Source organism: Corallococcus sp. AB032C, from assembly GCF_003668935.1.
GTDB lineage: Bacteria > Myxococcota > Myxococcia > Myxococcales > Myxococcaceae > Corallococcus > Corallococcus exiguus.
The window spans coordinates 1-21,600 of record NZ_RAWP01000057.1 but is presented as its reverse complement, the minus strand read 5'-3'; the positions used below and the strand labels follow the sequence as shown (position 1 = coordinate 21,600).

The window sequence follows — 21,600 nt, the reverse complement described above, 5'->3', positions numbered from 1 at the left end:
CCTATCGCCGGGCGTTGAAGGTGTCGCACGCCTCCAGCGTCCCCTGCTCCAGGCCGCGCTTGAACCAGGTCATGCGCTGCGCGGCGGAGCCATGGGTGAAGGACTCGGGGACGACGTAGCCCCGGGCGCGCTTCTGGAGGGTGTCGTCGCCCACGGCGCTGGCGGCGCCCAGGCCCTCCTCCACGTCACCCCGCTCCAGGATGTTCCGCTCCTTCTGCGCGTGGTGGGCCCAGATGCCGGCGAAGCAGTCCGCCTGGAGCTCCGTCAGCACGGAGAGCTGGTTGGCCTGCTCCTCGCTCGTGCGGTTGCGCAGGGACTGCACCTTGCGGGAGATGCCCAGCAGGTTCTGCACGTGGTGCCCCACCTCGTGCGCGATGACGTACGCGCGGCCGAAGTCACCCGGCGCGCCGAAGCGGCTCTCCAGCTCGTCGAAGAAGCTCAGGTCCAGGTACACCTTCTGGTCGCCCGGACAATAGAAGGGCCCCACCGCGCTCTGCTGCATGCCGCACGCGGACTGCACCGCGTCCGAGAAGAGCACCAGGCGCGGCTGCACGTAGCGCACGCCCTGGGGCTCCAGCAGGCCGGGCCAGGTGTCCTCGGTGTCCGCGAGCACGACGGAGGCGAAGTCCTTCAGCTCCTCCTGCCGCGGATCCACGTTCCCGGAGCCGCCCGTGCCCGGTTGCGAATACGGGGAGGTGCGAGTGCCAATCTGAACGTCGGACGGGTCGCCGCCCAGCAGCATCACCAGCAGGGCCACCACCAGTGACGCGGCGCCACCGCCCACCGCGAGCGGGCGTCCAAATCCACCGCCCCGCCGGTCCTCGATGTTCGAGCTGCGACGTCCGCCTTCCCACCTCATCCTGCTCCCCCTGTCGCGTGAAGACGCTTTCGAGGACCAAGGTAGGCAGCGGGCCCTCCGTCAGCGACGGTGCGGGCCCGGAGCGGACGGATGACAGGAGGTCCGCAGGGCAGGCGAGCGGACGGGCCTCCGTTGCGCCTACTTCCCGGCAGAGAAGCCGACCGCGCCGGAGGCCACGCGCGCGGCGGTGCCCAGGCGCTCCATCAGGGCGGGACCGAAGTACTGGCGCCGGGACTCGCCCTGCCCTTCGCGCACCTTCTCAGGCGTGTCCAGATAGCCCACGTAGCCGTTGGCGAGCCCCAGCACATGCGTCGCTCCGGTGAGGTCCGCCAGCGCGCGGCCCGCGCCCACGGTGGGCTCTCCCGGGATGGACAGCAGCTCCAGGGGCCCCAGCGCCAGCGCATCCACCTCCGCCTCGCGCGGCGACGAAGCGCACAGGAAGTTGTCCCCCGCCGCGCGGGTGAAGGCGGGCACCAGCCGCGAAGAGTCCGGCCGGGGCAGCGCCGTCTGGACTCGCGCGAACGCCAGCCGCACCGGCTCCGTCACGGACGCCGGGGCAGCGCCGTCCGCCAGCGCCGACAGCTTGCGCGCGAAGCCCAGGGCGCGCTCGGGGCCCTGGCCCTCGTTGAAGGCCACGGACGCGTTGCCTTCGCTGCCCTGCACGAACAGCGTGACGCCACTCCCCGCCTCCTCGCGCAGCGCGCTCAGCCGGCCCGGGAAGTCTGGATCCAACAGCGTCCGCTGCCGGCCTACGAGCGTGGCGTGCCCGGCGAACACCAGCACCTCCGCCACGGGCCCCTCCGCTCCGCGCAACACGGCTCGCGTGAGCTGGCCGTCCGGCACATCCCCACCGGAGCGGGAATAGACGAGCTCCGCGTCCGCCGTACCGCCCACCTCCAGTGTCACGTCCTTCGTCGAGGCCGCGGCCTTCTCCAGCGCCTCGCTCGCGCCCTCCACCACCGCGTTCACGGACGCCTCCCGGTAGCGCCCCGTGCCGGAGAGCTGGGCCGCCCACCGCGCGTCGTAGCCTCCAAACGAGGAGTGCGTGTGCGTGGCCACCACCAGCACCTCCTTCACTCCAGCCTTCGCGGCACGCTCGCGCACCCGCGCCGTGATTTCCGGCGTCACCAGGAGCAGCTCCAGCGACACCACGCCCACGCGCGCGCCACCGGCCTCCAGCACCAGGGCCCTCGCATGGAGGGGAAGCTCGGCCTGGCTCGCCTCGGGCCGGGGTGGGACGTAGCCCGCCACCACCACCGGATAGGGCGGGGAGAGGGCCACCTTCGCCGCGCCCGCGCGCAGGGGACCTTCGCCACGCACCTGTGACAGCACCTCGGGCGTGCGCTCCTCCCACCTCCCACACCAGTTCCAGGAGGCGAGCGCGTAGGCGGCCCCGGCCGTTAGCAAGGCGAAGGGCAGCAAGGGGCGGAGGAAGGAGCGCCGGGAAGAGGACATGCCGGAGGGCAGCGTAACCCTTCGGCGCTTCCAGGCGGCTCCTACCTTTCAGGCAACGGCACCTTGCCTGGCCTACAAGGGCCGACGTCGGCTGATGGTGGAATACCCACCGTCAAGGCGTGCGTTCCTGTTCCGCTTCGCGGTCGAAAGGGGTAAGGCAGCGCGCCATGTGCGGCATCTTCGGAATCGTGGGTCACGGAGAGGCGTCCAACCTGACGTACCTGGGGTTGCACGCCCTGCAGCACCGCGGACAGGAGTCCGCCGGAATCGTCGCGTCCGACGGGCACGTCCTGCGCGCGCACCGGCAGATGGGCCTGGTCGCCGACATCTTCACCGCGCCGGTGATTGAAGGGCTCCCCGGCAAGGCGGCCATCGGCCACGTGCGCTACAGCACGGCGGGTGGAAGTGGCATCAAGAACGCCCAGCCCCTGTTCGTGAACTACGCGGGCGGCCAGTTCTCCATCGCGCACAACGGCAACCTCGTGAACGCGGTGGAGCTCAAGGCGGAGCTGGAGTCGGAGGGCGCGCTCTTCCAGTCGGACGCGGACACGGAGGTGGTGATGCACCTCCTCGCCCGCTCCAAGCAGCCCACCTTCGAGGCCCGCCTCGTGGAAGCGCTGCGCCGGGTGGAGGGCGCGTACAGCATCCTGCTCCTCACCGAGGACAAGCTCATCGCGGTGCGCGACCCCAACGGCTTCCGGCCGCTGGTGCTGGGCAAGATGAAGGAAGGCGCGTACGTGCTCGCCAGCGAGACGACGGCGCTGGATCTCATCGAAGCGGAGATCGTCCGCGAGCTGGAGCCGGGCGAGCTGGTCGTCATCGAGAACGGCGTGCTGCGCACCAGCATGCCCTTCAAGCCCGCTGCGCGGCTGGGCCGCTGCATCTTCGAGCACGTCTACTTCGCCAAGCCGGACTCGGTGCTCTTCGGCAGCAGCGTCTACGAAGTCCGCAAGCGCCTGGGCGTGCAGCTGGCGCGCGAGCAGCCCGCGGAGGCGGACCTGGTCATCGCGGTGCCGGATTCCGGCGTGCCCGCGGCCATCGGCTTCTCGCAGGCGAGCGGCATCCCCTACGACGTGGGCCTCATCCGCAGCCACTACGTGGGCCGCACCTTCATCGAGCCGCAGCAGTCCATCCGCCACTTCGGCGTGAAGCTGAAGCTGTCCGCCGTGCGCCAGGTGCTCAAGGGCAAGCGCGTGGTGGTGGTGGATGACTCCATCGTGCGCGGCACCACCAGCCGGAAGATCGTGAAGATGCTCAAGGCCGCGGGCGCCGTGGAGGTGCACCTGCGCATCTCGTCGCCGCCCACGCAGTGGCCCTGCTACTACGGCATCGACACGCCCAGCCGCACGGAGCTCATCGCGGCCAGCCACACCACGGATGAAATCGCGAAGTACGTGACGGCGGACTCCCTGGGCTACCTGTCGCTGGAGGGCCTGGGCACCGCGGTGGACGACCCGACGCGGAGCACCTACTGCACCGCGTGCTTCTCCGGGCAGTACCTCACCGACAAGCTGTCCCAGAGCGCGGGTGCCACCAAGCTCAGCGCCTGAGATGTCAGCCGCGCCTTCGGGTCGGCCCGGGCTCGCCCAGGCGGAGCGGCAGTTCGTCCGCTCCGTCGTCGCGGGCCTGGTGTTGTTGGGCGCGGTCGCCGTCGCGGGACCGCTGCTCTCCTACCGAAGTGACGTCGCCGTGGCCCGTGCGGAGTTCCAGTCCCGCATGACGCGCGAGGCCCGCGTCTACGCGGAGGCGCTGGGCCTGCACCTGAAGCTGCTCCAGACGGAGCTCCTGCGCGTGTCCGAGGGCGTGGGCCCGGACGTGAAGCGCGAGCTGCCCACCGAGGACCTCCAGGACCTCACCACGCCCCGCGCCGGCCTCTTCCACGCGGGCGTGATGGTGTTGGATGCGCAGGGCAAGCTGCGCTGGAGCGACCCGCCGCTCGACGAGGCGCAAGCCCAGGACGGCTTCGCCACGCGCCCCTGGTTCCAGCAGGTGCTCGCGCGCCAGACGTCGGTGGTGGACGCCATCGCGCCGGGCGCGTCCCTCTTCGTCGTCGCGGTGCCGGTGGTGCGCGCGGGCGAGACGACCGCGGTGCTCGCGGGCCTGCTGGACACGGGGACGGCGCTGCCGGGCGGACGGCCCCTGAGCAACGACCTGGAGCTGCTCGTCCTCAACGCCTCGGGAGATCTCTTCCTGCCGAGCGCGCCACCCTCGTGGGCCAACGTGTCGCGAGCGTCCGGTGAGCTGCGCGACTTCATCCGCGAGGGCGTCCGGCCCCCGTCGCTGGACGCGATGCCGGAGACCTTCCTCACCGCCACGCCCGTGCCCGGCACGGGGCTGCACCTGGTGCTCGCCGCGGACGAGACCGCGCTCCTGTCCGGCCTGCGCGACCGCTTCCTCGTGCAGCTGCTGGTGCTGGCGCTGCTCCAGGTGGGCACGCTGGTGCTCTTCACCGTCCACTGGCGCCGCGTCTACGGCCTGTTCCGCGAGGTGGAGACGCGCTCCGCGCAGCAGGAGAAGATGGCCGCGCTGGGCAGCGCCGCCAGCCTCATCGCGCACGAGGTGAAGAACTCCCTCAACGGCCTCAAGGCCGCCACCGGCCTCGTCTCCCCGGAGGGCGAGGGCGGGCTCGTGGTGCGCACGCTGCACGGCCAGATTGACCGGCTGGCGCACCTGGCCACGTCGCTGCTCAACTTCGGCAAGCCGCCCGTCGTGCGCCGCGTGGACGTGAACCTGTCCCAATTGGTGCGTGACGTGGTGGAGGGCCTGCGTTCGCTGCCGGAGGCGGGGGAAGTGCGCGTGGACGTGGACGTGCCCCTGGACGCGGCGCCCCTGTCGTGCGACCCGCTGCTCCTCACCACCGCGCTGGACAACCTGGTGCGCAACGCGATGGAGGCCACGGTCGCGGCCAAGGACCTGGGCAAGGCGACCGAGCCCCAGGTGCGCGTGCGCGCCCGCCTGGACGCGGACGCGGCGGTGGTGACGGTGGAGGACAACGGGGGCGGGCCACCGCCGGGCGTGGAGGAGCACCTCTTCGAGCCCTTCCACACCTCCAAGCCCAAGGGCATCGGCCTGGGACTGGCCATGACGCGCCAGGCGCTGGAGCATCAGGGCGGACAGCTCACCTTCGAGCGCCTTCCCGACGGCAGCCGCTTCCTCCTCCACCTTCCCCGAGTGCCCCGGCCATGAGCCTCCCCGTCCTCTTGGTGGATGACGACCGAGCCTTCTCCTCCATCGCGGCGGTGGCGCTCCAGCGCGAGGGCTTCAGCCTCACGGTGGCGCACTCGCTGCACGAGGCCCGCGCGTCGTTGGCGAAGGCCACGCCCGTGCTGTTGGTGCTGGATCGCCGACTGCCGGATGGAGACGGGCTCACGTTCCTGCCGGAGCTGAAGGCGCACGCGCCCGGCGTGGCGGTGGTGATGGTGACGGCGCACGGAGACATCGCCAGCGCGGTGGACGCGGTGCGAGCGGGCGCGGCGGACTACCTGGCCAAACCCGTGGAGCTGGCGGACCTGGTGCTGCGCGCGCGCCGGGCCGTGGACGCGAGCCGGTTGAGGGACCGGTTGGAGACGGCGGAGGCGGAGCTGTCCAGCCGCCGCCGGCTGGTGCCCCCCACGTCCGCCGCCATGCAGCGGGTGTTCGCGATGCTGGAGCGCATCGCCGCGTCGCCGCGAAGCCCGGTGCTGCTGCTGGGCGAGACGGGCGTGGGCAAGGAGCAGCTCGCGAGGCACCTGCATGCGCTCGCGTCGAAGGACGGAGGCGCGCCCTTCGTGCACATCAACTGCGCCGCCCTGCCCGAACAGACGGTGGAGAGCGAGCTGTTCGGCCACGAGAAGGGCGCCTTCACGGACGCGCGCACCGCGAGGCGCGGGCTGGTGGAGGTGGCCCACGGCGGCGTGCTCTTCCTGGATGAAGTGGGCGAATTGCCGCTGCCGCTCCAGGCGAAGCTGCTGACGTTCCTGGACTCGGGGAGGTTCCGCCGGCTGGGCGGCACCACGGAGCAGACGAGCACCGCGCGCATCGTGGCCGCCACCAACCGGGACCTGCCCAAGCAGATGTCGGGCGGCAACTTCCGAGAGGACCTCTGGTTCCGCCTGGGCGTGTTCCGCATCGACATCCCGCCGCTGCGAAAGCGGCGCGAGGACATCCTCCCACTGGCGGAAGGGATGCTCGCGGACCTGGGCCGCGAGCTGGGCCGGCGCGACGTCAGCCTGGGCGTGAAGGCCCGCGCGAGGCTCGCGGCGTATGCGTTCCCGGGCAACGTGCGCGAGCTGCGCAACATCCTGGAGCGGGCGCTGGTGCTGGAGTCCGGACCGGAGCTGGAGCTGGAGGTGCTTGGCGGCACGCCCTCCGTGAGCGCCGCGGTGAAGGTGGAGGCGCCCGCCGCGGTGGCGCCGGGAGCCTTCAGCGTGACGGAGCCCGTGCCCATGGAGGACCTGGAGCAGGCGTACGTGCGCTGGGTGCTGGAGCGGCTGGGCGGCCGGCGCATGGAGGCGGCGAAGGCGCTCGGGCTGTCCTATCCGACCTTCCTCAAGCGCCTGGGTGACACCTGAAGCGATTTGCAGTGCCCGCGATGAAAGGATTTTGAAGTCGCGGGCGCTGAAAGGATTTTGAAGTCGCGCGGCGTCGCATCCGCGCGGATTTGCTGGGGCCAGGCCGGGCACACGGCTTGCGATGGGGCTCCTCCGGATTCTCACCGGAGCCTGCCGCTTGCGCCGTTCCCTCCCCGCACTCATCGCCCTGGGCACCCTGCTCGGCCTCACCGCCGGTGCCGAGCAGCACCCCTCCTCCTCCGCCACGCTGCTGCTCTCCACCCTGCCGGACGACGACGGTCTGGCGGAGCTCCTCTGGGAGCACTCCGCGGACTTCGCGGACGACCGCGCCCGCCTCGCGGCGTCGCGAGCGGATCATCAGCGCACGCACCTGCTGCCCAATCCGGAGCTGGACGTGTCGATGAACACCATCCCCATCGGCGCCACGAACCCGCCGGGCCTGCGCCGCCTGGATGACGTGCCCAACTACGTCGTGGGCCTGTCTGAGCTGGTGGAGCTGGGCAAGCGCGGCCCACGTCAGGACGCGGCGAAGGCGGCGCTGTCCGCCACCACGCTGGACGTGCACGCCGCGCTGAGGGCTCGCACGTACGACGTGCTGGAGCGAGCAGCGGACGTGGCCACCATGGAGGTGCGCATCGCGGAGCTGACGAAGCTCACCGACGACGCGCTGAAGCTCACGGACCTGCAACGCGCCAGGCAGCAGCACGGCGACGCCGCGGGTCTGGACGTGGACCGCTCCACGTTGGAGGCACAGTCGTTGGAGACGTCGCTGGGAGAGGAGCGGGTGAAGCTCACGGACGCGCTGCTCGCCTGCGCGCAGCTCGCGGGCGTTCCGTGTGAGCCGTTCGGAAACCACGAGCGGGCGATGTCCTTCCTCCAGGCAAGGCTCGACAAGGCGCCCGCCCCCGCCGCCATCGAAGCAAGGCCGGACCTGCGGGCCCTCAGCGCGCAGGAGGACTCCGCGCGGTCTTCGCTGACGTTGGCGCAGCGCCGCTGGATTCCGGATCCGACGGTGCGAGCTGGCTACACGCGAGACCAGTTCATGATCTCCGGCAACCAGAAGAACTCCCTCTTCGTGGGCCTGTCGATTCCGCTCCCCCTCTTCGACCACGGACAGGCGGACGCGCACGCCGCCAGCGCGAGCGCCCAGTCCGCGAGGACCGCGCGAGAGCTGCTCACGGCCCAGGCCTCGCGGGAGACGGATGTCCTGAACCAGCAGCTGCGAGCGGTGCAGGAGCGCCGGCAGAAGCTCCACACGCAGACGCTGCCGCTGGCCGAAGGCGTGGTGCAGCGCCTGGACGCGGCGGTGAAGGCAGGAGGCGCGGCGTTGCAGGACCTGCTCCTCGCGCGCCGGACCTACGGCGAGCTGGTGCTGCACGCGGCCGACCTGGATCAGACCGCCTACCGCCTCACCATCGCCATCGCTCGTGCCAGCGCCGTCGGCCCCCGCGCACCGGACGCGCTGATCAACCCCCGCTCCTGATCTTCTCTCTTTCCGAAAGCCCCCATGAACACCCCCGACACCTCCGCCGCCCCGACGTCCACCACCACCTCTTCGCGCCGAGCCCCGGTCTGGATGGCCTTCGCGGGAGCGGGCCTGCTGGGCACCGGTGTGCTGCTCTACGTGCTGGCCCCCACCGACTCCATCGCGGACAGCGAGACCGCCATCAGCGGCCCCACCGTGAAGGGCGAAACGGTGCACCTGCCAGACGGCGCGCCACAGTGGCACTACGTGCAGCTCGCCGTGGCCACCGAGGGCAGCGCCCTCACGCCGCTCCCCTCCCCCGCACGGGTGCAGTTCGACGAGGCACGCACCGCCTCCGTGGGAGCCCCGCTCGCGGGCCGAGTGGAAGAGGTCCGCGTGCGTCCCGGCGACCGAGTGAAGCAGGGTGACGACCTCTTCAGCGTGCGCTCCGGGGCCTACGCGGAGCTCGTGCGCGAACAGCGCGGAGCCGAAGCCGAGCTCGCGGAGAAGCGCCGCAACGCGGACCGCCTCAAGGAGCTGGTGGCCCTGCGAGCCGCCCCGGAGAAGGAGCTGCTCGCCGCGCAGACGGAGCTTCGCCAGGCCGAACTCTCCCTGGAGGCCGCCAAAGCCAAGCAAGGCAGCCTCCGCGTGTCCTCCCGAGGCGAGAACCTCTTCTGGGTGACGGCGCCGCGCTCCGGCACGGTGGTGGACCTGGACATGGTCGCCAGCCAGGAGGTGACGCCGGACCGCGACAAGCCGCTCGTGCGTCTGTCGGACCTGGATCAGGTGATGGTGGTCGCGGATCTCCAGGAGGCGGACGCGATGGACATGTCCCCCGGCCAGGACGTCACGGTCACCACGAGAGACGGCATCGTCCGTGCCGGCAAGGTGGACCGCGTCGCCGAGGTGGTGGATCCGCTGCGCCGCACCGTGGAGGTGCGCGTGCGAGTCCCCAACAACGACCGCCGCTTCCGCCCCAACGCCTTCGTGGAGGTGACGCCCACGCCGCCCGAAGGCGTCAAGCGCGTGCGGGTCCCGGACAGCGCGGTGGTGACGGACGGAGCGCGCTCGGTGGTCTTCGTCGCCCGTGACTCGAACCGCCTGGAGCGGGTCGCCGTGACGCCGGGCCGCCGCCGCGACGGAGAGGTGGAGCTGCGCGGAGGCCTCGCCTCCGGAGACCGGTTCGTCGCCCGGGGCGCGCTGCTGCTGGAGAACCAGATCGAACTGGCGGACTGAAGTCCCCACGACGGAACGAAAGACGCCCATGTTCGAAAAGCTCGTCGACTTCAGTCTGAAGAACCGCGCGGCGGTGGTGTTCCTCACGCTGCTCACCGCCATCTGGGGCTGGTTCTGCTTCACCGACCTCACCGTGGAAGCCTTCCCGGACCCCACCGACACCCAGGTCAACGTCATCACGCTCTACCCGGGCCAGCCGTCCGAAGAGGTGGAGCGACAGATTGGCCTCCCGCTGGAGCGCGCCCTCAACGGAATCCCGGGCCTGACGCGCCTGCGCAACCTCTCCATGTTCGGCTTGTCGTTCGTGACGCTGAGCTTCAACGACAACACCGACGTGCTCTTCGCCCGAGCCCAGGTGCTGGAGCGCCTGCGTGACGCGGAGCTGCCGGAGGGCCTCACGCCCTCCCTGGGCCCGCTGGCCACGCCCATCGGAGAGATCTACCGCTACACGCTCAAGGGCGCGAAGGGCGACCCGATGAAGCTGCGCACCCTCCAGGACTGGGTGGTGCGGCCGGGCCTCTTGCGAGTGGACGGCGTCGCGGACGTCGTCAGCTACGGAGGCCTCCTCAAGGAGATCCACATCCAGCCGGATCCCGTGAAGCTCGCGGCGTTCGGCCTCACGCTGGATGACGTGGAGGACGCGCTGAAGGACGGCTCGGAGAACGCGAGCGGCGGCGTGCTGGAGCGAGGCTCCGAACAGTTCGTCATCCGCAGCGAGGGCCTCTTCCGCTCGCTGGAAGACATCCGCGACGTGCGGGTGGCCACGCACGAAGGCACGCCCGTGTTCCTCAAGGACGTGGCGGACGTGAACGAGGGCTGGTCTCCCCGCCAGGGCGTGGTCAGCCGCGACGGCGACGGTGACGTGGTGCAGGGCATCGTGCTGATGCGCCGGGGAGAGAACCCCTCCGTGGTGCTCTCCCGCGTGCGTGACGCGGTGACCGCGGTGAACGGCCGCCTCCAGACGGACGACGCGCACATTGATCCGTTCTACGACCGCACGGACCTGGTGAACACGACGTTGCGCACGGTGGGCCACAACCTCCTGGAGGGCGCGCTGCTCGTCACGCTGGTCCTCTTCATCTTCCTGCTGGACCTGCGGGCCGCCATCGTCGTGGGCGTCCTGATTCCCCTCTCGCTGCTGGCGTCGTTCATCTACCTGAAGATGCGCGGCATGTCGGCGAACCTCCTGTCCATGGGCGCGGTGGACTTCGGCGTCATCGTGGACGGAGGCGTGGTCATCATCGAGAGCATCCTGGCGCGCATGTCCGGCCACCAGTACGAGGGGGAAACCCCGCTCGAACGCATCCAGCGCGCGACGAAGGCGGTGGTGCGCCCCACGGTGTTCTCACTGCTCATCATCATCGCGGCGTACCTGCCCATCTTCATGTTGCAGCGGGTGGAGGGCCGCATCTTCGCGCCCATGGCGAACACGGTGGTGGCTGCGCTGTTGGGCGCGCTCGTCTTCTCCGTCACGCTCATCCCGGTGCTGGCGTCGTTCGTCTACCGCAAGCCGGTGAAGCACAGGGAATCACCGGTGCTGCGAGCCGCGGACAAGGCCTACGGCCCCGTGCTGACCTGGAGCCTCAAGCACCCGGGCACCGTGGTCGCGGTGTGCACGGCGGGCCTGCTCTTCGCTGGAGCGCTCGTCCCGCGCATGGGCAGCGAGTTCCTCCCGGCGCTCAATGAAGGCAGCCTCTACCTGACCTTCACGATGCCCTCGAACATCTCCCTGTCGGAGGGCCGCAAGCTGGTGCCGCGAATCGAAGGCCTGCTGCGCGCGGCGCCGCAGGTGGACGGAGTGCTCAGTCAACTCGGCCGCCCGGAGGACGGCACCGACGCGAAGCTCACCAACAACCTGGAGTTCTTCGTGAAGCTCAAGCCACCCGCCGAGTGGCCCAAGAGCACACCCAAACTGGACGACGTGCTGGAGGTCCTCCAGCGCTCCGTGTCGGAGGTCCCGGGCATGGAGGTGAGCTTCAGCCAGCCCATCGGCGACAACGTGAACGAGAGCATCAGCGGCCAGCAGGGCCAGCTCGCGGTGAAGCTCTTCGGCGACGACCTCCAGGTGCTCCAGGAGTATTCGCAGAAGGTGAAGCGCACGCTGTCGAAGGTGGACGGCGTCGCGGACCTGGGCATCGTGAAGAGCGGTGAGGTGCCCAGCATCCAGGTGACCCCGGACCGGGTAGCGCTGGCCCGCCACGGCATGTCGCTGGGCGACTTCCAGCACGTCTTCCAGACGGCGGTGGGCGGCCGGCCGCTCAGCGAGTTCTGGGAGGGCGAGCGCCGCTTCGACGTGGTGATGCGCCTGCCCATGTCCAGCCGGGACGACGTGGAGAAGATCTCCCACCTGCGGGTGCCCGTGGAGGGAGGCGTGCTGGTGCCGCTGAACGAGCTGGCCAAGGTGAAGACCGGCTTCGGCCGGGCCTCCATCAACCGCGAGAACGGCCGGCGTTACATCGGCGTGCGCATGAACGTGCGAGGCCGGGACCTGGGCTCCTTCGTGAAGGACGCACAGGCGCTGCTCCAGAAGGAAGCCCCGCCCCCCGTGGGAATGAGCGTCGAATGGGGCGGCGAGTTCGAAAGCAAGGAGCGCGCGATGGACCGGCTCCTCACCGTGCTGCCGGTGGCGCTGGTGCTCACGCTGCTGCTGCTCTTCAAGGCGTTCAACTCCTTCGGCCGCGCGGTGGTGACGCTGCTCAACGTGCCCTTCGCGCTGATGGGAGGCGTGTTCGGTCTGTACTGGGCGGGCATGCCCCTGAGCGTGGCGGCGGCGGTGGGCTTCATCGCGCTCATCGGACAGGCGTCGCTCAACGGAGTGTTGGTGATGAGCGCCATCGCGGAGCGGAGAGAGGCCGGAGAGTCACTGGATGACGCCATCCTCCACGGCAGCCGCGAACGTCTGCGCCCTGTGTTGATGACGGCAGCGCTGGCGGCCCTGGGCCTGGTGCCGGCGTGCTTGAGCAACGGCATCGGGTCGGAGATGCAGAAGCCCCTGGCCATCGTCATCGTGTCCGGAACCATCTCCGCCTGCGCGCTGACGCTGGTGCTGTTGCCGGTACTCTTCCGTATCTTCGCCCGCTTCACGGAGCAGGTCGTGGACCGGATGCCCGAGCAACTGTTGCGCGTGGTACCCGGAGCGAAGAATCTCCGCAAGGCAGGCTGATTGAAGTTCACTGAGCCCCATGACGACCTGGGCGAGTGGAGTCTGTGAAACGAACGGCATCGACCTCCACTACCTCCGGACGGGAGGCGCCAAACCTCCCGTCGTCCTGCTCCATGGATTGATTGGGAGCGGCGCCTGCTGGACTCCCGTGGCGCGCGTGCTCGAAGGTGAATTCGACGTCGTCATGCCCGACGCCCGAGGGCATGGCGATTCGAGCACGCCGCACCACGGCTACCGGTACGACGATCACGCGGACGACGTCGCGGGGCTCATCCAAGGCCTGGAGCTCTCGCGTCCGGTGCTGCTGGGCCACTCGATGGGCGGCATGACCGCCGCGGTGGTCGCAAGTCGAGGGACGGCGGGCCTCCGCGGCGTCATCCTGGTCGACCCGACGTTCTTGAGCCCCGAGCGCCAACGCGAGGTGCACGCCAGCGACGTCGCCGAACAACACCGCCGGACCCTCGGCTTCAGCAAACCTGAGCTCGTTGCACAGGCCCGAGCCCGGCAGCCACATCGTTCGCCTGAGCTCATCGAGCATCTCGCCGAGGCGAGACTGAAGACCCACCTGGAAGCCTTCGACGTCCTCACGCCGCCCAACCCCGAGTACCGCGACGTGATGAGCGCGATTGACGTCCCGATCCTCCTCGTCATCGGGGACAGCAGCCCCGTCGTCACGCTCGAGATGGCAACGGAGCTGCGGAGCCTCAACCCACGCCTGCGAATCGAACAGATACCGGACGCCGGCCACGGCCTCCCGTATGACCAACCCGAGCGCCTGGCGGAGGTGGTCGCGTCGTTCCTGCGTGAACTGGCCGGGCCGATCAACTCCCGGCGATGAAGTCCTTCAAGTCGTCGGGAAGCGGCGACGCGAAGGTGACGGACTCCCCGGTGCCCGGGTGCGGGAACGTGATGCGCTCCGCATGGAGCGCATGGCGCGGCAACCGCAGCCGGGCCCACGCCTCCGGCTCCAGCGAGTGCTTGCTGAACCGGTCGAAGTAACCCGGATCCGGCCCGTACATCTTGTCGCCCACCAGGGGAAAACCCGCCTCGCGCAGGTGGATGCGAATCTGATGCTGCCGTCCCGTCTCCGGAAAGCAGCGCAGCAGCGCGAACGGCGCGCCGCCATGAGTGAAGCGCTGAAGCACCTGGAAGCGCGTACGACTGGGCTTGCCCACCACCGGGTCGATGCGCACGGCGATGCGGATCAGATCCGTGCCCTCCGCGATGGGCGCATCCACGACGAAGGTGTCCTCGGAAGGCTGGCCCTCACACAGCGCCAGGTACTCCTTGTGCACATCGCGCGACAGGAACAGTCCACCCAGCACACGGCAGGACTCGGTGGTGCGGCCACACACCACCAGCCCGCTCGTCTCGCGATCCAGCCGGTGCGCGGGCTCCGCGAAGCGCTCACCGAAGCGCTCGCGCAGGAGCGTCACCAGCGTGCCCTTGTGGTAGCGCGCGGTGGGGTGGATGGGCAGCCCCGCCGGCTTGTCCAACACCAGCAGCCAGTCATCTGAGAAGACGACGGGCAGCTCCGTGGGCGTCACGGGTTCCTGGCTCGCGGGGCGGCGAATGCGGAAGGTGAGCCCCGGATACACGGGCGTGGAGGGCTTGAGCCGGTACTCGTCACACAGGACGCCACGCAGGATGATGCCCCGCACGCGCTCCAGGTCCATGCGGCGGATCTTCTCGCAGAGGTACCGGTCCAACCGCCACCCCGCGTAGTTCGGCTCCACGACGAACGGGATGTCGACGTAGCCGTCGGGCACGGCCGGAGCGCTCTCGGAGTCTTCACGCATGGCGGACCCGACGCTCTACCACGCTTTGAAACACGAAGGCCGCCCGGCCCCCGCGCACGAAGACGCGAGCACCCGGCGGCCTGATTGCTTCACGAACGCGTCAGCTCACCCGAAGGCGCGCTTGGTCTCCACGCCCAGGAAGCGCGAGTACAGGTCCGCGATGCGCTCGCCCGTGCGGCCGTCCCACAGCTCGGGCACGCGGCCCTTCTTGAAGTCGCCGGACAGCACGCGGTTCGCGGCCTCGCGGATGCGCGCGGGGTCGGTGCCCACCACCTCGTTGGAGCCGACCTCCACGGTGATGGGGCGCTCGGTCTGCTCGCGCATGGTGAGGCACGGCACGTTCAGCGCGGTGGTCTCCTCCTGCAGGCCGCCCGAGTCCGTCATCACCAGCTTCGCCTGCGACGTGACGGACAGGAACTCCAGGTAGCCCATGGGGTCCACCAGCTTGAGCCCCGGCGTCTGCTCCAGCTTCGAAGCCAGCCCCTGCTCCGAGATCATCTTCCGCGTGCGCGGGTGCACCGGGAACACGACGGGCAGCTCCTTCGCCACGTCCATCAGCACGCCCAGCAGGCCCGCCAGCAGCTTCGGGTTGTCCACGTTGGACGGCCGGTGCAGCGTCGCCACCACGTAGCCCTTCGGCGTCAGGCCCAGGTTCTTCAGCGTGGGCAGCTGGTCGGCCTTCTCCTTGGACGACAGGAGCGAGTCGATCATCACGTTGCCCACCAGGTGGATGTGCTTCGGGTCGATGCCCTCCTTCAAGAGGTTCGCGTCCGCGTCGCGCGACGGCGTCAGCAGCAGGTCGGAGAGCCGGTCCGTGACGACGCGGTTGATCTCCTCCGGCTGGTGCCGCTCGAAGCTGCGCAGGCCCGCTTCCACGTGGGACAGCGGAATCGCCAGCTTGGACGTGACGAGCGCGGCGGCGATGGTGCTGTTCACGTCGCCCACCACGGAGACCAGGTCCGGCTTCTCCTGGAGGAAGACCTTCTCCATCTCCACCATCATCTTCGCCGTCTGCTCGGCATGGCTGCCAGAGCCGATGCCCAGATGGATTTCAGGCGGAGGCAAGCCCAGGTCCGCGAAGAAGACGTCACTCATCTTCGCGTCGTAGTGCTGGCCGGTGTGGATGACGAGCTGCCGCAGGGACGTACGCGCGGAGATGGCCCGGTGAATGGGTGCCACCTTCATGAAATTGGGACGCGCGCCAACGATGTGGATGACCTTCTTCATGTCGCCCCGGAAGCTAGGCATGGCGCCAGTTCTGGCCAGTGGTGGGCGCCAGTCAGCCCCTCCCCGAGCGCGGCGGGACGTCCTGAATCTGATAGATGCCGCCCATGCCCGCCTCCTACACCGTGGCCGTCATCCCCGCCCGCCATGCCAGCACCCGCTTCCCTGGCAAGCCGCTCGCCCTCATCGCCGGCCGTCCGATGATCGAACACGTCTGGCGCCGGTGTCAGGAAGCCAGCGCCTTCGACGAGGTGTGGGTGGCCACCGACGACACGCGGATCCGCGACGTCGTGGAGTCCTTCGGCGGCAAGGCGGTGATGACCAGCCCCACCTGCCCCACCGGCACGGACCGCATCGCGGAGGTCGCCCGCGCCCGTCCGGACGTGGAGGTGTGGGTGAACGTGCAGGGAGATGAGCCGCTCGTGGACCCCGCCGCCCTCAAGGTGCTCGCGGAGCTCTTCCAGGACGAAGCCGTGAACATGGCCACGCTGGTGCGTCCCCTGGAGGCGGAGGAGGTGGACAACCCCAACGTGGTGAAGGCCGTGCTCGCCCTCAACGGCGACGCGCTCTACTTCAGCCGCGCCACGGTGCCGCACGCCCGCGAGCCCGGCACACCCGTGCGCCGCTGGGCCCACCTGGGCCTCTATGGCTACCGGCGGGACACGCTGCTCCAGCTCGCTGAGCTCAGCCCCACCCCACTGGAGGAGGCGGAGAAGCTGGAGCAGCTGCGCGCCCTGGAGCACGGCCTGCGCATCCGCTGCGCCAGCGTGTCCTGGCGCACCGTGGCGGTGGACGTGCCGGAGGACGTGGCCCGCGTGGAAGCCGTGATGCGCGAGCACGCTGCCGTCAGATGACGGGCAGCTCGTCCGGCTCGTCACCCTTCGGGAAGGCCGCGTCGATGCGCTGGAGCTCGTCCTCCGTGAGCTTCAGCGAAGCGGCGCTCGCGTTGTCTCGCACGTGCGCCGCGTTGCTCGCCTTGGGGATGGCGAACACCGACGGCCGCCGCACCAGGAACTGGAGCGCCACCTGGAAGGGCGTCACGCCGTGCGCCTTCGCGATGGACGCCAGCACCTTGCCGCCCGCGCTGGTGGGTGACGGGAACTGCCCGTTGCCGAAGGGGCTGTAGGCCACCACCGCCACGCCCTGCGCCTCGCACCACGGGATGACCGCGTGCTCGATGGCGCGCTCCTCCAGGTGATACAGCACCTGGTTGCACGCGATGCGCCCCTTGCCCGCGAGCGCCAGCACCTCCTCCAGCTCCTCCACCCCGAAGTTGCTCACACCCCAGGAGCGGATCTTCCCGGCCGCCACCAGCTCCTCGAAGGCCTCCACCGTGCCCTCCAGCGGGTGCGAACCGGGCCAGTGCAACAGGTAGCAGTCCAGGTGGTCCGTGCCCAGGCGCTTCAGGCTGCGCTCGCAGGCGGCCACCGTGCCCCTCCGCGTCGCGTTGGACGGCATCACCTTGGAGACGAGGTACACCTCCTCGCGCCGGCCCTCGATGGCCTTCGATACCAGCGCCTCCTCCACCCGCCCCTGCCCGTAGAGCTCCGCGGTGTCCAGGTGCGTGAGCCCCAGGTCCAGCCCGGCGCGCAGGGCCCGGACGGCGGCCTCCGCGTTGTCGTCCTCCATCTGCCAGGTGCCCTGTCCGATGACGGGCACCGCCACCCCGGTGTTGCCAAAGACGCGCTTCTCCATGGCCCCTCCTCGCGTGGAACGTGCCTTGGAATACCACCCAGGCCACCCGCCTGCATCCCGGCCCTGCGGACACCGTCCGGGCTGCACGTCCCCCGACAGTCCGGTAGGCTCCGCCGGTGCCTCCCTCCGTTACCGCTTCGACACCTCGCCACTCCTCCGGGGTCACCGGGCGCCGCCTGCTGGCGCTCGCCCGCCCTGAGCGGAGCACGCTGCTGGTCGCCACCCTCTTCCTGTTCATCAGCAGCGCCGCCAGCCTGGTCTACCCCCAGGGCGTCCGCATCCTCATCGACGAGGCCCTCAACGCGAAGAACCGCGGCCTCATCGACAGGGCCGCGCTCGTCATGCTGGCCGTCTTCCTGGTCCAGGGCGTGGCCACCGCCCTGCGCTTCTACCTCTTCACCAACGCCGGCGAGCGCGTGGTCATGCGCCTGCGCCATGACTTCTTCCGGCGCCTCATGGACCAGGAGGTGGCCTTCTTCGACACGCACCGCACCGGAGAGCTCACCAGCCGGCTCGCCTCCGACACCACCGTGCTCCAGAACACGGTGAGCGCGAACATCTCCCAGGGGCTGCGCAACGCCGTGCAGGCCCTGGGCGGCATCGTGCTGCTCTTCTACACCTCGCCCTCGCTCACCTTCCTCATGCTCGCCATCGTGCCCGTCGTCGCCGTGGGCGGCATGGTCTACGGCCGCCGCGTGCGCGGGCTGTCGCGCAACGTGCAGGACGCGCTCGCCAAGGCCAGCGAGGTCGCCGAGGAGAGCCTGTCCGGCATGCGCACCGTGCGCTCCTTCGCGGCGGAACCCTCGGAGGTCGCTCGCTACGGCAACACCGTGCGCAACGCCTACGAGGTCGCCCGCAACCGCGCGCGTCAGTCCGCCGCCTTCATGGGCGGCGCGTCCAGCGCGGGCTACATCGCCGCGGTGGTGGTGTTCTGGTACGGCGGCCGGCTGGTGGTGGACGGCGAGCTCTCCGTGGGCGCCCTCACCTCGTTCCTCATCTACACGATGCTCGTGGCCGTCTCCCTGGGCTCCCTGGCGGACCTCTGGGCGGACTTCATGCGCGCCTCCGGCGCCGCCGAGCGCGTCTTCGAGCTGATGGACCGCGCGCCCGCCATCCCCGCCAACGAGGGCGAGCGCCCCGCCACTGTCGAAGGCCGCGTGGAGCTGCGGGACGTGCACTTCGCCTACCCCACGCGCCCGGACGTGCCGGTGCTCCAGGGCATCGACCTCACCGTCAACGCGGGCGAGGTCGTCGCCGTGGTGGGCTCCTCTGGCGCCGGCAAGTCCACCCTCGCCGCCCTCCTGTCCCGCTTCTATGATCCGCTCCAGGGCCAGCTGCTCCTGGACGGCCGCCCGCTGAAGTCCCTGGACCCCAGCTGGCTGCGGCGCCACGTGGGCATGGTCGCCCAGGAACCCCTGCTCTTCTCCTGCTCCATCGCGGACAACATCCGCTACGGCCGCCCGGACGCCACCGACGCGGAGGTGGAGGCCGCCGCCCGCGCCGCGAACGCGCACGACTTCATCCAGCGCTTCCCGGACGGCTACCGCACGGAGGTGGGCGAGCGCGGCGTGCAGCTGTCCGGCGGCCAGAAGCAGCGCGTGGCCATCGCGCGGGCCGTGCTCAAGGACCCGCGCATCCTCATCCTGGACGAGGCCACGTCCGCCCTGGACTCGGAGAGCGAGCACCTGGTGAAGGACGCCCTGGACCGGCTGATGCAGGGCCGCACCACGCTCATCATCGCCCACCGCCTGTCCACCGTGGCCAACGCCCAGCGCGTGCTGGTGATGGAGCACGGCCGCGTGGTGCAGAGCGGCACCCACTCCACCCTCATGACGCAGGACGGCTTGTACCGCCGCCTCGTGGAGCGTCAGGTCGTCGCCGCCTGAAAGCTCGTTCCCCGGACGACCTCCTCCCACCCCGCCATCTCCATGGCGAGAAATGGGCGCGCGCATTATCTCTGCTGCCGCAAGAAAGGAGGTGATGCCTTGAACGACAGCAAGATCAAGGCGTCCACCTCCGTCGCGGTGGCCTGCTAACGCGGGTTGTCCCCGGCGGAAGTGACGCCTGCGGTAACGAGTCGCCCCCGTCCTTGCCGGCGGGGGCGACTTTTTTCGTCCCCCTCCCTACCGGGAATGTCCTGTCCACCCACCGGTTCGTGGCCGCCGGGGGGAAGTGCCATCCACGACCGTAGGGGTCGCCTGCCGGAGAACTTCCGTGTCCATCACGCCATGTCCCATCCCGCTGCCCTCTGCCCTCCGTGACGAGGAGACGGTGGATGACCAGCGCAATCTTTTTTGTCCCAACTACGACGCCTGCCTGCACCAGGTCGTGAAGAAAGGCTGGGAAGGCTGGAGTTGCCGGGGGTGCGACCTGCGCCAGTTCCGCGTCGGCCAGCCCACCGCCCAGCAGTTCGCCGTGGCCCGTCCGGGGGGTTGGGACGCGCAGTGAAGGGCTGACCTCGCGGGTCGGGGCCAGCCGGCCGTCCGTGCGTCAGAGAATATTTGACGCCCCCTGGCCCTCTTGGCAGGAAGGGACATGCGCTCCAAGAAAACCAAGTTCATCTTCGTGACGGGCGGCGTGGTCAGCTCGCTGGGGAAGGGACTGGCCTCCGCATCCATTGGCGCCCTCCTCGAGAACCGCGGGCTGGACATCACGCTCATCAAGCTGGATCCCTACATCAACGTGGATCCGGGCACGATGAGCCCCTTCCAGCACGGCGAAGTGTTCGTCACCGAGGACGGTGGCGAGACCGACATGGACCTGGGCCACTACGAGCGGTTCACCCACGCCCGGATGAGCCGCCTCAACAACTTCACCTCCGGCCGCATCTACAACGCGGTCATCACCAAGGAACGCCGTGGCGAGTACCTGGGCAAGACCGTCCAGGTGATTCCGCACATCACGGATGAGATCAAGGCCAGCATCCGCCAGGCCGCCCAGGACGTGGACGTCGTCATCGTGGAGGTCGGCGGAACGGTGGGCGACATCGAGTCCCTGCCCTTCCTCGAGGCCATCCGCCAGATGCGCTACGACGTGGGCAGCCAGAACGCCGTCTACATCCACCTGACGCTGCTGCCGTACATCGGCGCCGCGGGTGAGGTGAAGACCAAGCCCACGCAGCACTCGGTGATGAAGCTGCGCGAAATCGGCATCCAGCCGGACTTCCTCCTGTGCCGCACGGACCGGGAGATTTCGCGCGAGCTGAAGGACAAGATCGCCATGTTCTGCAACGTGGACAACGGCAACGTGTTCACGTCCCCGGACGTGCGCAGCATCTACGAGCTGCCCCTGGAGCTGCACCGCCAGGGCCTGGATGAGCGGCTGGCGGAGGTGCTCAACATCTGGGGCCGCGCCCCCCACCTGGAGAAGTGGGAGACCATCGTCCGGAAAATCTACGAGCCCGCGCGCGGTGAAGTCACCGTCGGCATCGTGGGCAAGTACGTGAACCTCACGGAGAGCTACAAGAGCCTCAACGAGTCCCTGCTCCACGGCGGCATCGCCAACGACGTGCGCGTGAAGCTGCGCTTCGTGGACAGCCAGGACGTGGAGGCTCAAGGGCCGGAGAAGACGCTCGAGGGCGTGGACGCGGTGCTCGTGCCCGGCGGCTTCGGCGTGCGCGGCACCGAAGGGAAGATCGCCGCGGTCCGCTACGCGCGTGAGAACAAGATTCCCTTCTTCGGCATCTGCCTGGGCCTCCAGATGGCCGTGGTGGAGTTCAGCCGCACCGTGCTGGGCTTGAAGGGCGCCAACAGCCTGGAGTTCGACGAGCACACCGCGAACCCCGTGGTGACGCTCATGGAGAGCCAGGTGAAGGTGCAGGACAAGGGCGGCACCATGCGCCTGGGCAGCTACGCCTGCGCGCTCAAGCCCGGCAGCGTCGCGCACAAGCTCTACGCCCAGGAGTCCATCCAGGAGCGCCACCGCCACCGCTACGAGGTCAACAACTCCTACCGCGGCCGCCTCCAGGAGGCCGGGCTCGTCATCTCCGGCCACAACCCGGAGCTGAACCTGGTGGAGATGATTGAGCTCGCGGACCACCCGTACTTCGTGGGCTGCCAGTTCCACCCTGAGTTCAAGAGCAAGCCCTTCGCCCCCCACCCCCTGTTCTCCGGCTTCATCGGCGCGGCGCTCGCCCAGCGGGACGCCCACCGGAC

Annotated in this window: 16 protein-coding genes; 11 read left to right on the top strand and 5 right to left on the bottom strand. The window is 69.8% G+C overall.

The genetic code is table 11. From position 1 onward, the window contains the following. Nucleotide 1: 1 nt before the first annotated feature. Together D7X99_RS23990 and D7X99_RS23985 are read right to left on the bottom strand one after the other, a co-directional pair. Entirely contained in the window at nucleotides 2-859 is an 858-nt protein-coding gene (locus tag D7X99_RS23990; RefSeq protein ID WP_121779814.1) for a neutral zinc metallopeptidase, read from the bottom strand. 138 nt (nucleotides 860-997) lie between these two features. After that, nucleotides 998-2,314: a neutral/alkaline non-lysosomal ceramidase N-terminal domain-containing protein gene (locus D7X99_RS23985; protein WP_121779813.1), complete on the bottom strand. Its 1,317-nt coding sequence runs from the start codon at nucleotides 2,312-2,314 to the stop codon at nucleotides 998-1,000. Nucleotides 2,315-2,481: 167 nt separating this feature from the next. On the opposite strand from D7X99_RS23985, the gene purF reads away from it, so the two are divergent. The 7 genes from purF to D7X99_RS23950 all read left to right on the top strand — a co-directional run bounded on the left by purF (nucleotide 2,482) and on the right by D7X99_RS23950 (nucleotide 13,566). Beyond that, the gene (gene purF, locus D7X99_RS23980) at nucleotides 2,482-3,864 is read left to right on the top strand and encodes an amidophosphoribosyltransferase (RefSeq protein WP_211484108.1); all 1,383 of its coding nucleotides are present in this window, start codon (nucleotides 2,482-2,484) and stop codon (nucleotides 3,862-3,864) included. Nucleotide 3,865: 1 nt separating this feature from the next. Then, nucleotides 3,866-5,500: a sensor histidine kinase gene (locus D7X99_RS23975; RefSeq protein WP_216671945.1), complete on the top strand. Its 1,635-nt coding sequence runs from the start codon at nucleotides 3,866-3,868 to the stop codon at nucleotides 5,498-5,500. Further along, nucleotides 5,497-6,864, top strand: coding sequence for a sigma-54 dependent transcriptional regulator (locus tag D7X99_RS23970; protein ID WP_121779810.1), 1,368 nt, complete (start codon nucleotides 5,497-5,499; stop codon nucleotides 6,862-6,864). Before D7X99_RS23975 ends, D7X99_RS23970 begins: the two co-directional genes overlap by 4 nt. Before the next feature lie 157 nt (nucleotides 6,865-7,021). Continuing rightward, a complete protein-coding gene (locus D7X99_RS23965; RefSeq protein WP_121779809.1) occupies nucleotides 7,022-8,347 on the top strand; it encodes a TolC family protein in 1,326 nt (441 codons plus the stop codon). A gap of 24 nt (nucleotides 8,348-8,371) precedes the next feature. Further along, a complete protein-coding gene (locus D7X99_RS23960; protein ID WP_121779808.1) occupies nucleotides 8,372-9,565 on the top strand; it encodes an efflux RND transporter periplasmic adaptor subunit in 1,194 nt (397 codons plus the stop codon). A 28-nt stretch (nucleotides 9,566-9,593) separates the two neighbouring features. Beyond that, a complete protein-coding gene (locus tag D7X99_RS23955; protein ID WP_121779807.1) occupies nucleotides 9,594-12,728 on the top strand; it encodes an efflux RND transporter permease subunit in 3,135 nt (1,044 codons plus the stop codon). A 19-nt stretch (nucleotides 12,729-12,747) separates the two neighbouring features. Further along, the gene (locus D7X99_RS23950) at nucleotides 12,748-13,566 is read left to right on the top strand and encodes an alpha/beta fold hydrolase (RefSeq protein ID WP_121779806.1); all 819 of its coding nucleotides are present in this window, start codon (nucleotides 12,748-12,750) and stop codon (nucleotides 13,564-13,566) included. Here D7X99_RS23950 and D7X99_RS23945 read toward each other — a convergent pair. Both D7X99_RS23945 and wecB read right to left on the bottom strand, forming a co-directional pair. Continuing rightward, complete coding sequence (locus D7X99_RS23945) at nucleotides 13,550-14,527, bottom strand: RluA family pseudouridine synthase (RefSeq protein ID WP_121779805.1); 978 nt, start codon at nucleotides 14,525-14,527, stop codon at nucleotides 13,550-13,552. The genes D7X99_RS23950 and D7X99_RS23945 overlap by 17 nt on opposite strands. 105 nt (nucleotides 14,528-14,632) lie before the next feature. Then, nucleotides 14,633-15,754, bottom strand: a complete 1,122-nt coding sequence (gene wecB, locus D7X99_RS23940) for a non-hydrolyzing UDP-N-acetylglucosamine 2-epimerase (protein WP_120598896.1) — start codon at nucleotides 15,752-15,754, stop codon at nucleotides 14,633-14,635. A gap of 104 nt (nucleotides 15,755-15,858) precedes the next feature. Here wecB and kdsB point away from each other — a divergent pair, with 104 nt between their 5' ends. Next, nucleotides 15,859-16,605: a 3-deoxy-manno-octulosonate cytidylyltransferase gene (kdsB, locus tag D7X99_RS23935; RefSeq protein WP_121779839.1), complete on the top strand. Its 747-nt coding sequence runs from the start codon at nucleotides 15,859-15,861 to the stop codon at nucleotides 16,603-16,605. Here the strand turns inward: kdsB and D7X99_RS23930 are convergent. Then, nucleotides 16,598-17,446, bottom strand: coding sequence for an aldo/keto reductase (locus tag D7X99_RS23930; RefSeq protein ID WP_121779804.1), 849 nt, complete (start codon nucleotides 17,444-17,446; stop codon nucleotides 16,598-16,600). The genes kdsB and D7X99_RS23930 overlap by 8 nt on opposite strands. Before the next feature lie 116 nt (nucleotides 17,447-17,562). On the opposite strand from D7X99_RS23930, the gene D7X99_RS23925 reads away from it, so the two are divergent. The 3 genes from D7X99_RS23925 to D7X99_RS23915 form a co-directional block, all read left to right on the top strand. Next, nucleotides 17,563-19,332 (top strand): ABC transporter ATP-binding protein, encoded by a 1,770-nt coding sequence (locus tag D7X99_RS23925; protein WP_121779803.1) that lies wholly within the window; start codon nucleotides 17,563-17,565, stop codon nucleotides 19,330-19,332. A 328-nt stretch (nucleotides 19,333-19,660) separates the two neighbouring features. Then, nucleotides 19,661-19,894 (top strand): hypothetical protein, encoded by a 234-nt coding sequence (locus D7X99_RS23920; RefSeq protein ID WP_121779802.1) that lies wholly within the window; start codon nucleotides 19,661-19,663, stop codon nucleotides 19,892-19,894. An 87-nt stretch (nucleotides 19,895-19,981) separates the two neighbouring features. After that, nucleotides 19,982-21,600: CTP synthase (locus D7X99_RS23915; protein WP_121779801.1), on the top strand; the 1,619-nt coding region annotated here is incomplete at its 3' end.

Excerpts from the sequence above, each read along its gene's own strand:
- D7X99_RS23990 (WP_121779814.1), bottom strand. The coding sequence starts at position 859 with ATGAGGTGGGAAGGCGGACGTCGCAGCTCGAACATCGAGGACCGGCGG.
- D7X99_RS23985 (WP_121779813.1), bottom strand. The coding sequence starts at position 2,314 with ATGTCCTCTTCCCGGCGCTCCTTCCTCCGCCCCTTGCTGCCCTTCGCC.
- purF (WP_211484108.1), top strand. The coding sequence starts at position 2,482 with ATGTGCGGCATCTTCGGAATCGTGGGTCACGGAGAGGCGTCCAACCTG.
- D7X99_RS23975 (WP_216671945.1), top strand. The coding sequence starts at position 3,866 with ATGTCAGCCGCGCCTTCGGGTCGGCCCGGGCTCGCCCAGGCGGAGCGG.
- D7X99_RS23970 (WP_121779810.1), top strand. The coding sequence starts at position 5,497 with ATGAGCCTCCCCGTCCTCTTGGTGGATGACGACCGAGCCTTCTCCTCC.
- D7X99_RS23960 (WP_121779808.1), top strand. The coding sequence starts at position 8,372 with ATGAACACCCCCGACACCTCCGCCGCCCCGACGTCCACCACCACCTCT.
- D7X99_RS23955 (WP_121779807.1), top strand. The coding sequence starts at position 9,594 with ATGTTCGAAAAGCTCGTCGACTTCAGTCTGAAGAACCGCGCGGCGGTG.
- D7X99_RS23950 (WP_121779806.1), top strand. The coding sequence starts at position 12,748 with ATGACGACCTGGGCGAGTGGAGTCTGTGAAACGAACGGCATCGACCTC.
- D7X99_RS23945 (WP_121779805.1), bottom strand. The coding sequence starts at position 14,527 with ATGCGTGAAGACTCCGAGAGCGCTCCGGCCGTGCCCGACGGCTACGTC.
- wecB (WP_120598896.1), bottom strand. The coding sequence starts at position 15,754 with ATGAAGAAGGTCATCCACATCGTTGGCGCGCGTCCCAATTTCATGAAG.
- kdsB (WP_121779839.1), top strand. The coding sequence starts at position 15,859 with ATGCCCGCCTCCTACACCGTGGCCGTCATCCCCGCCCGCCATGCCAGC.
- D7X99_RS23930 (WP_121779804.1), bottom strand. The coding sequence starts at position 17,446 with ATGGAGAAGCGCGTCTTTGGCAACACCGGGGTGGCGGTGCCCGTCATC.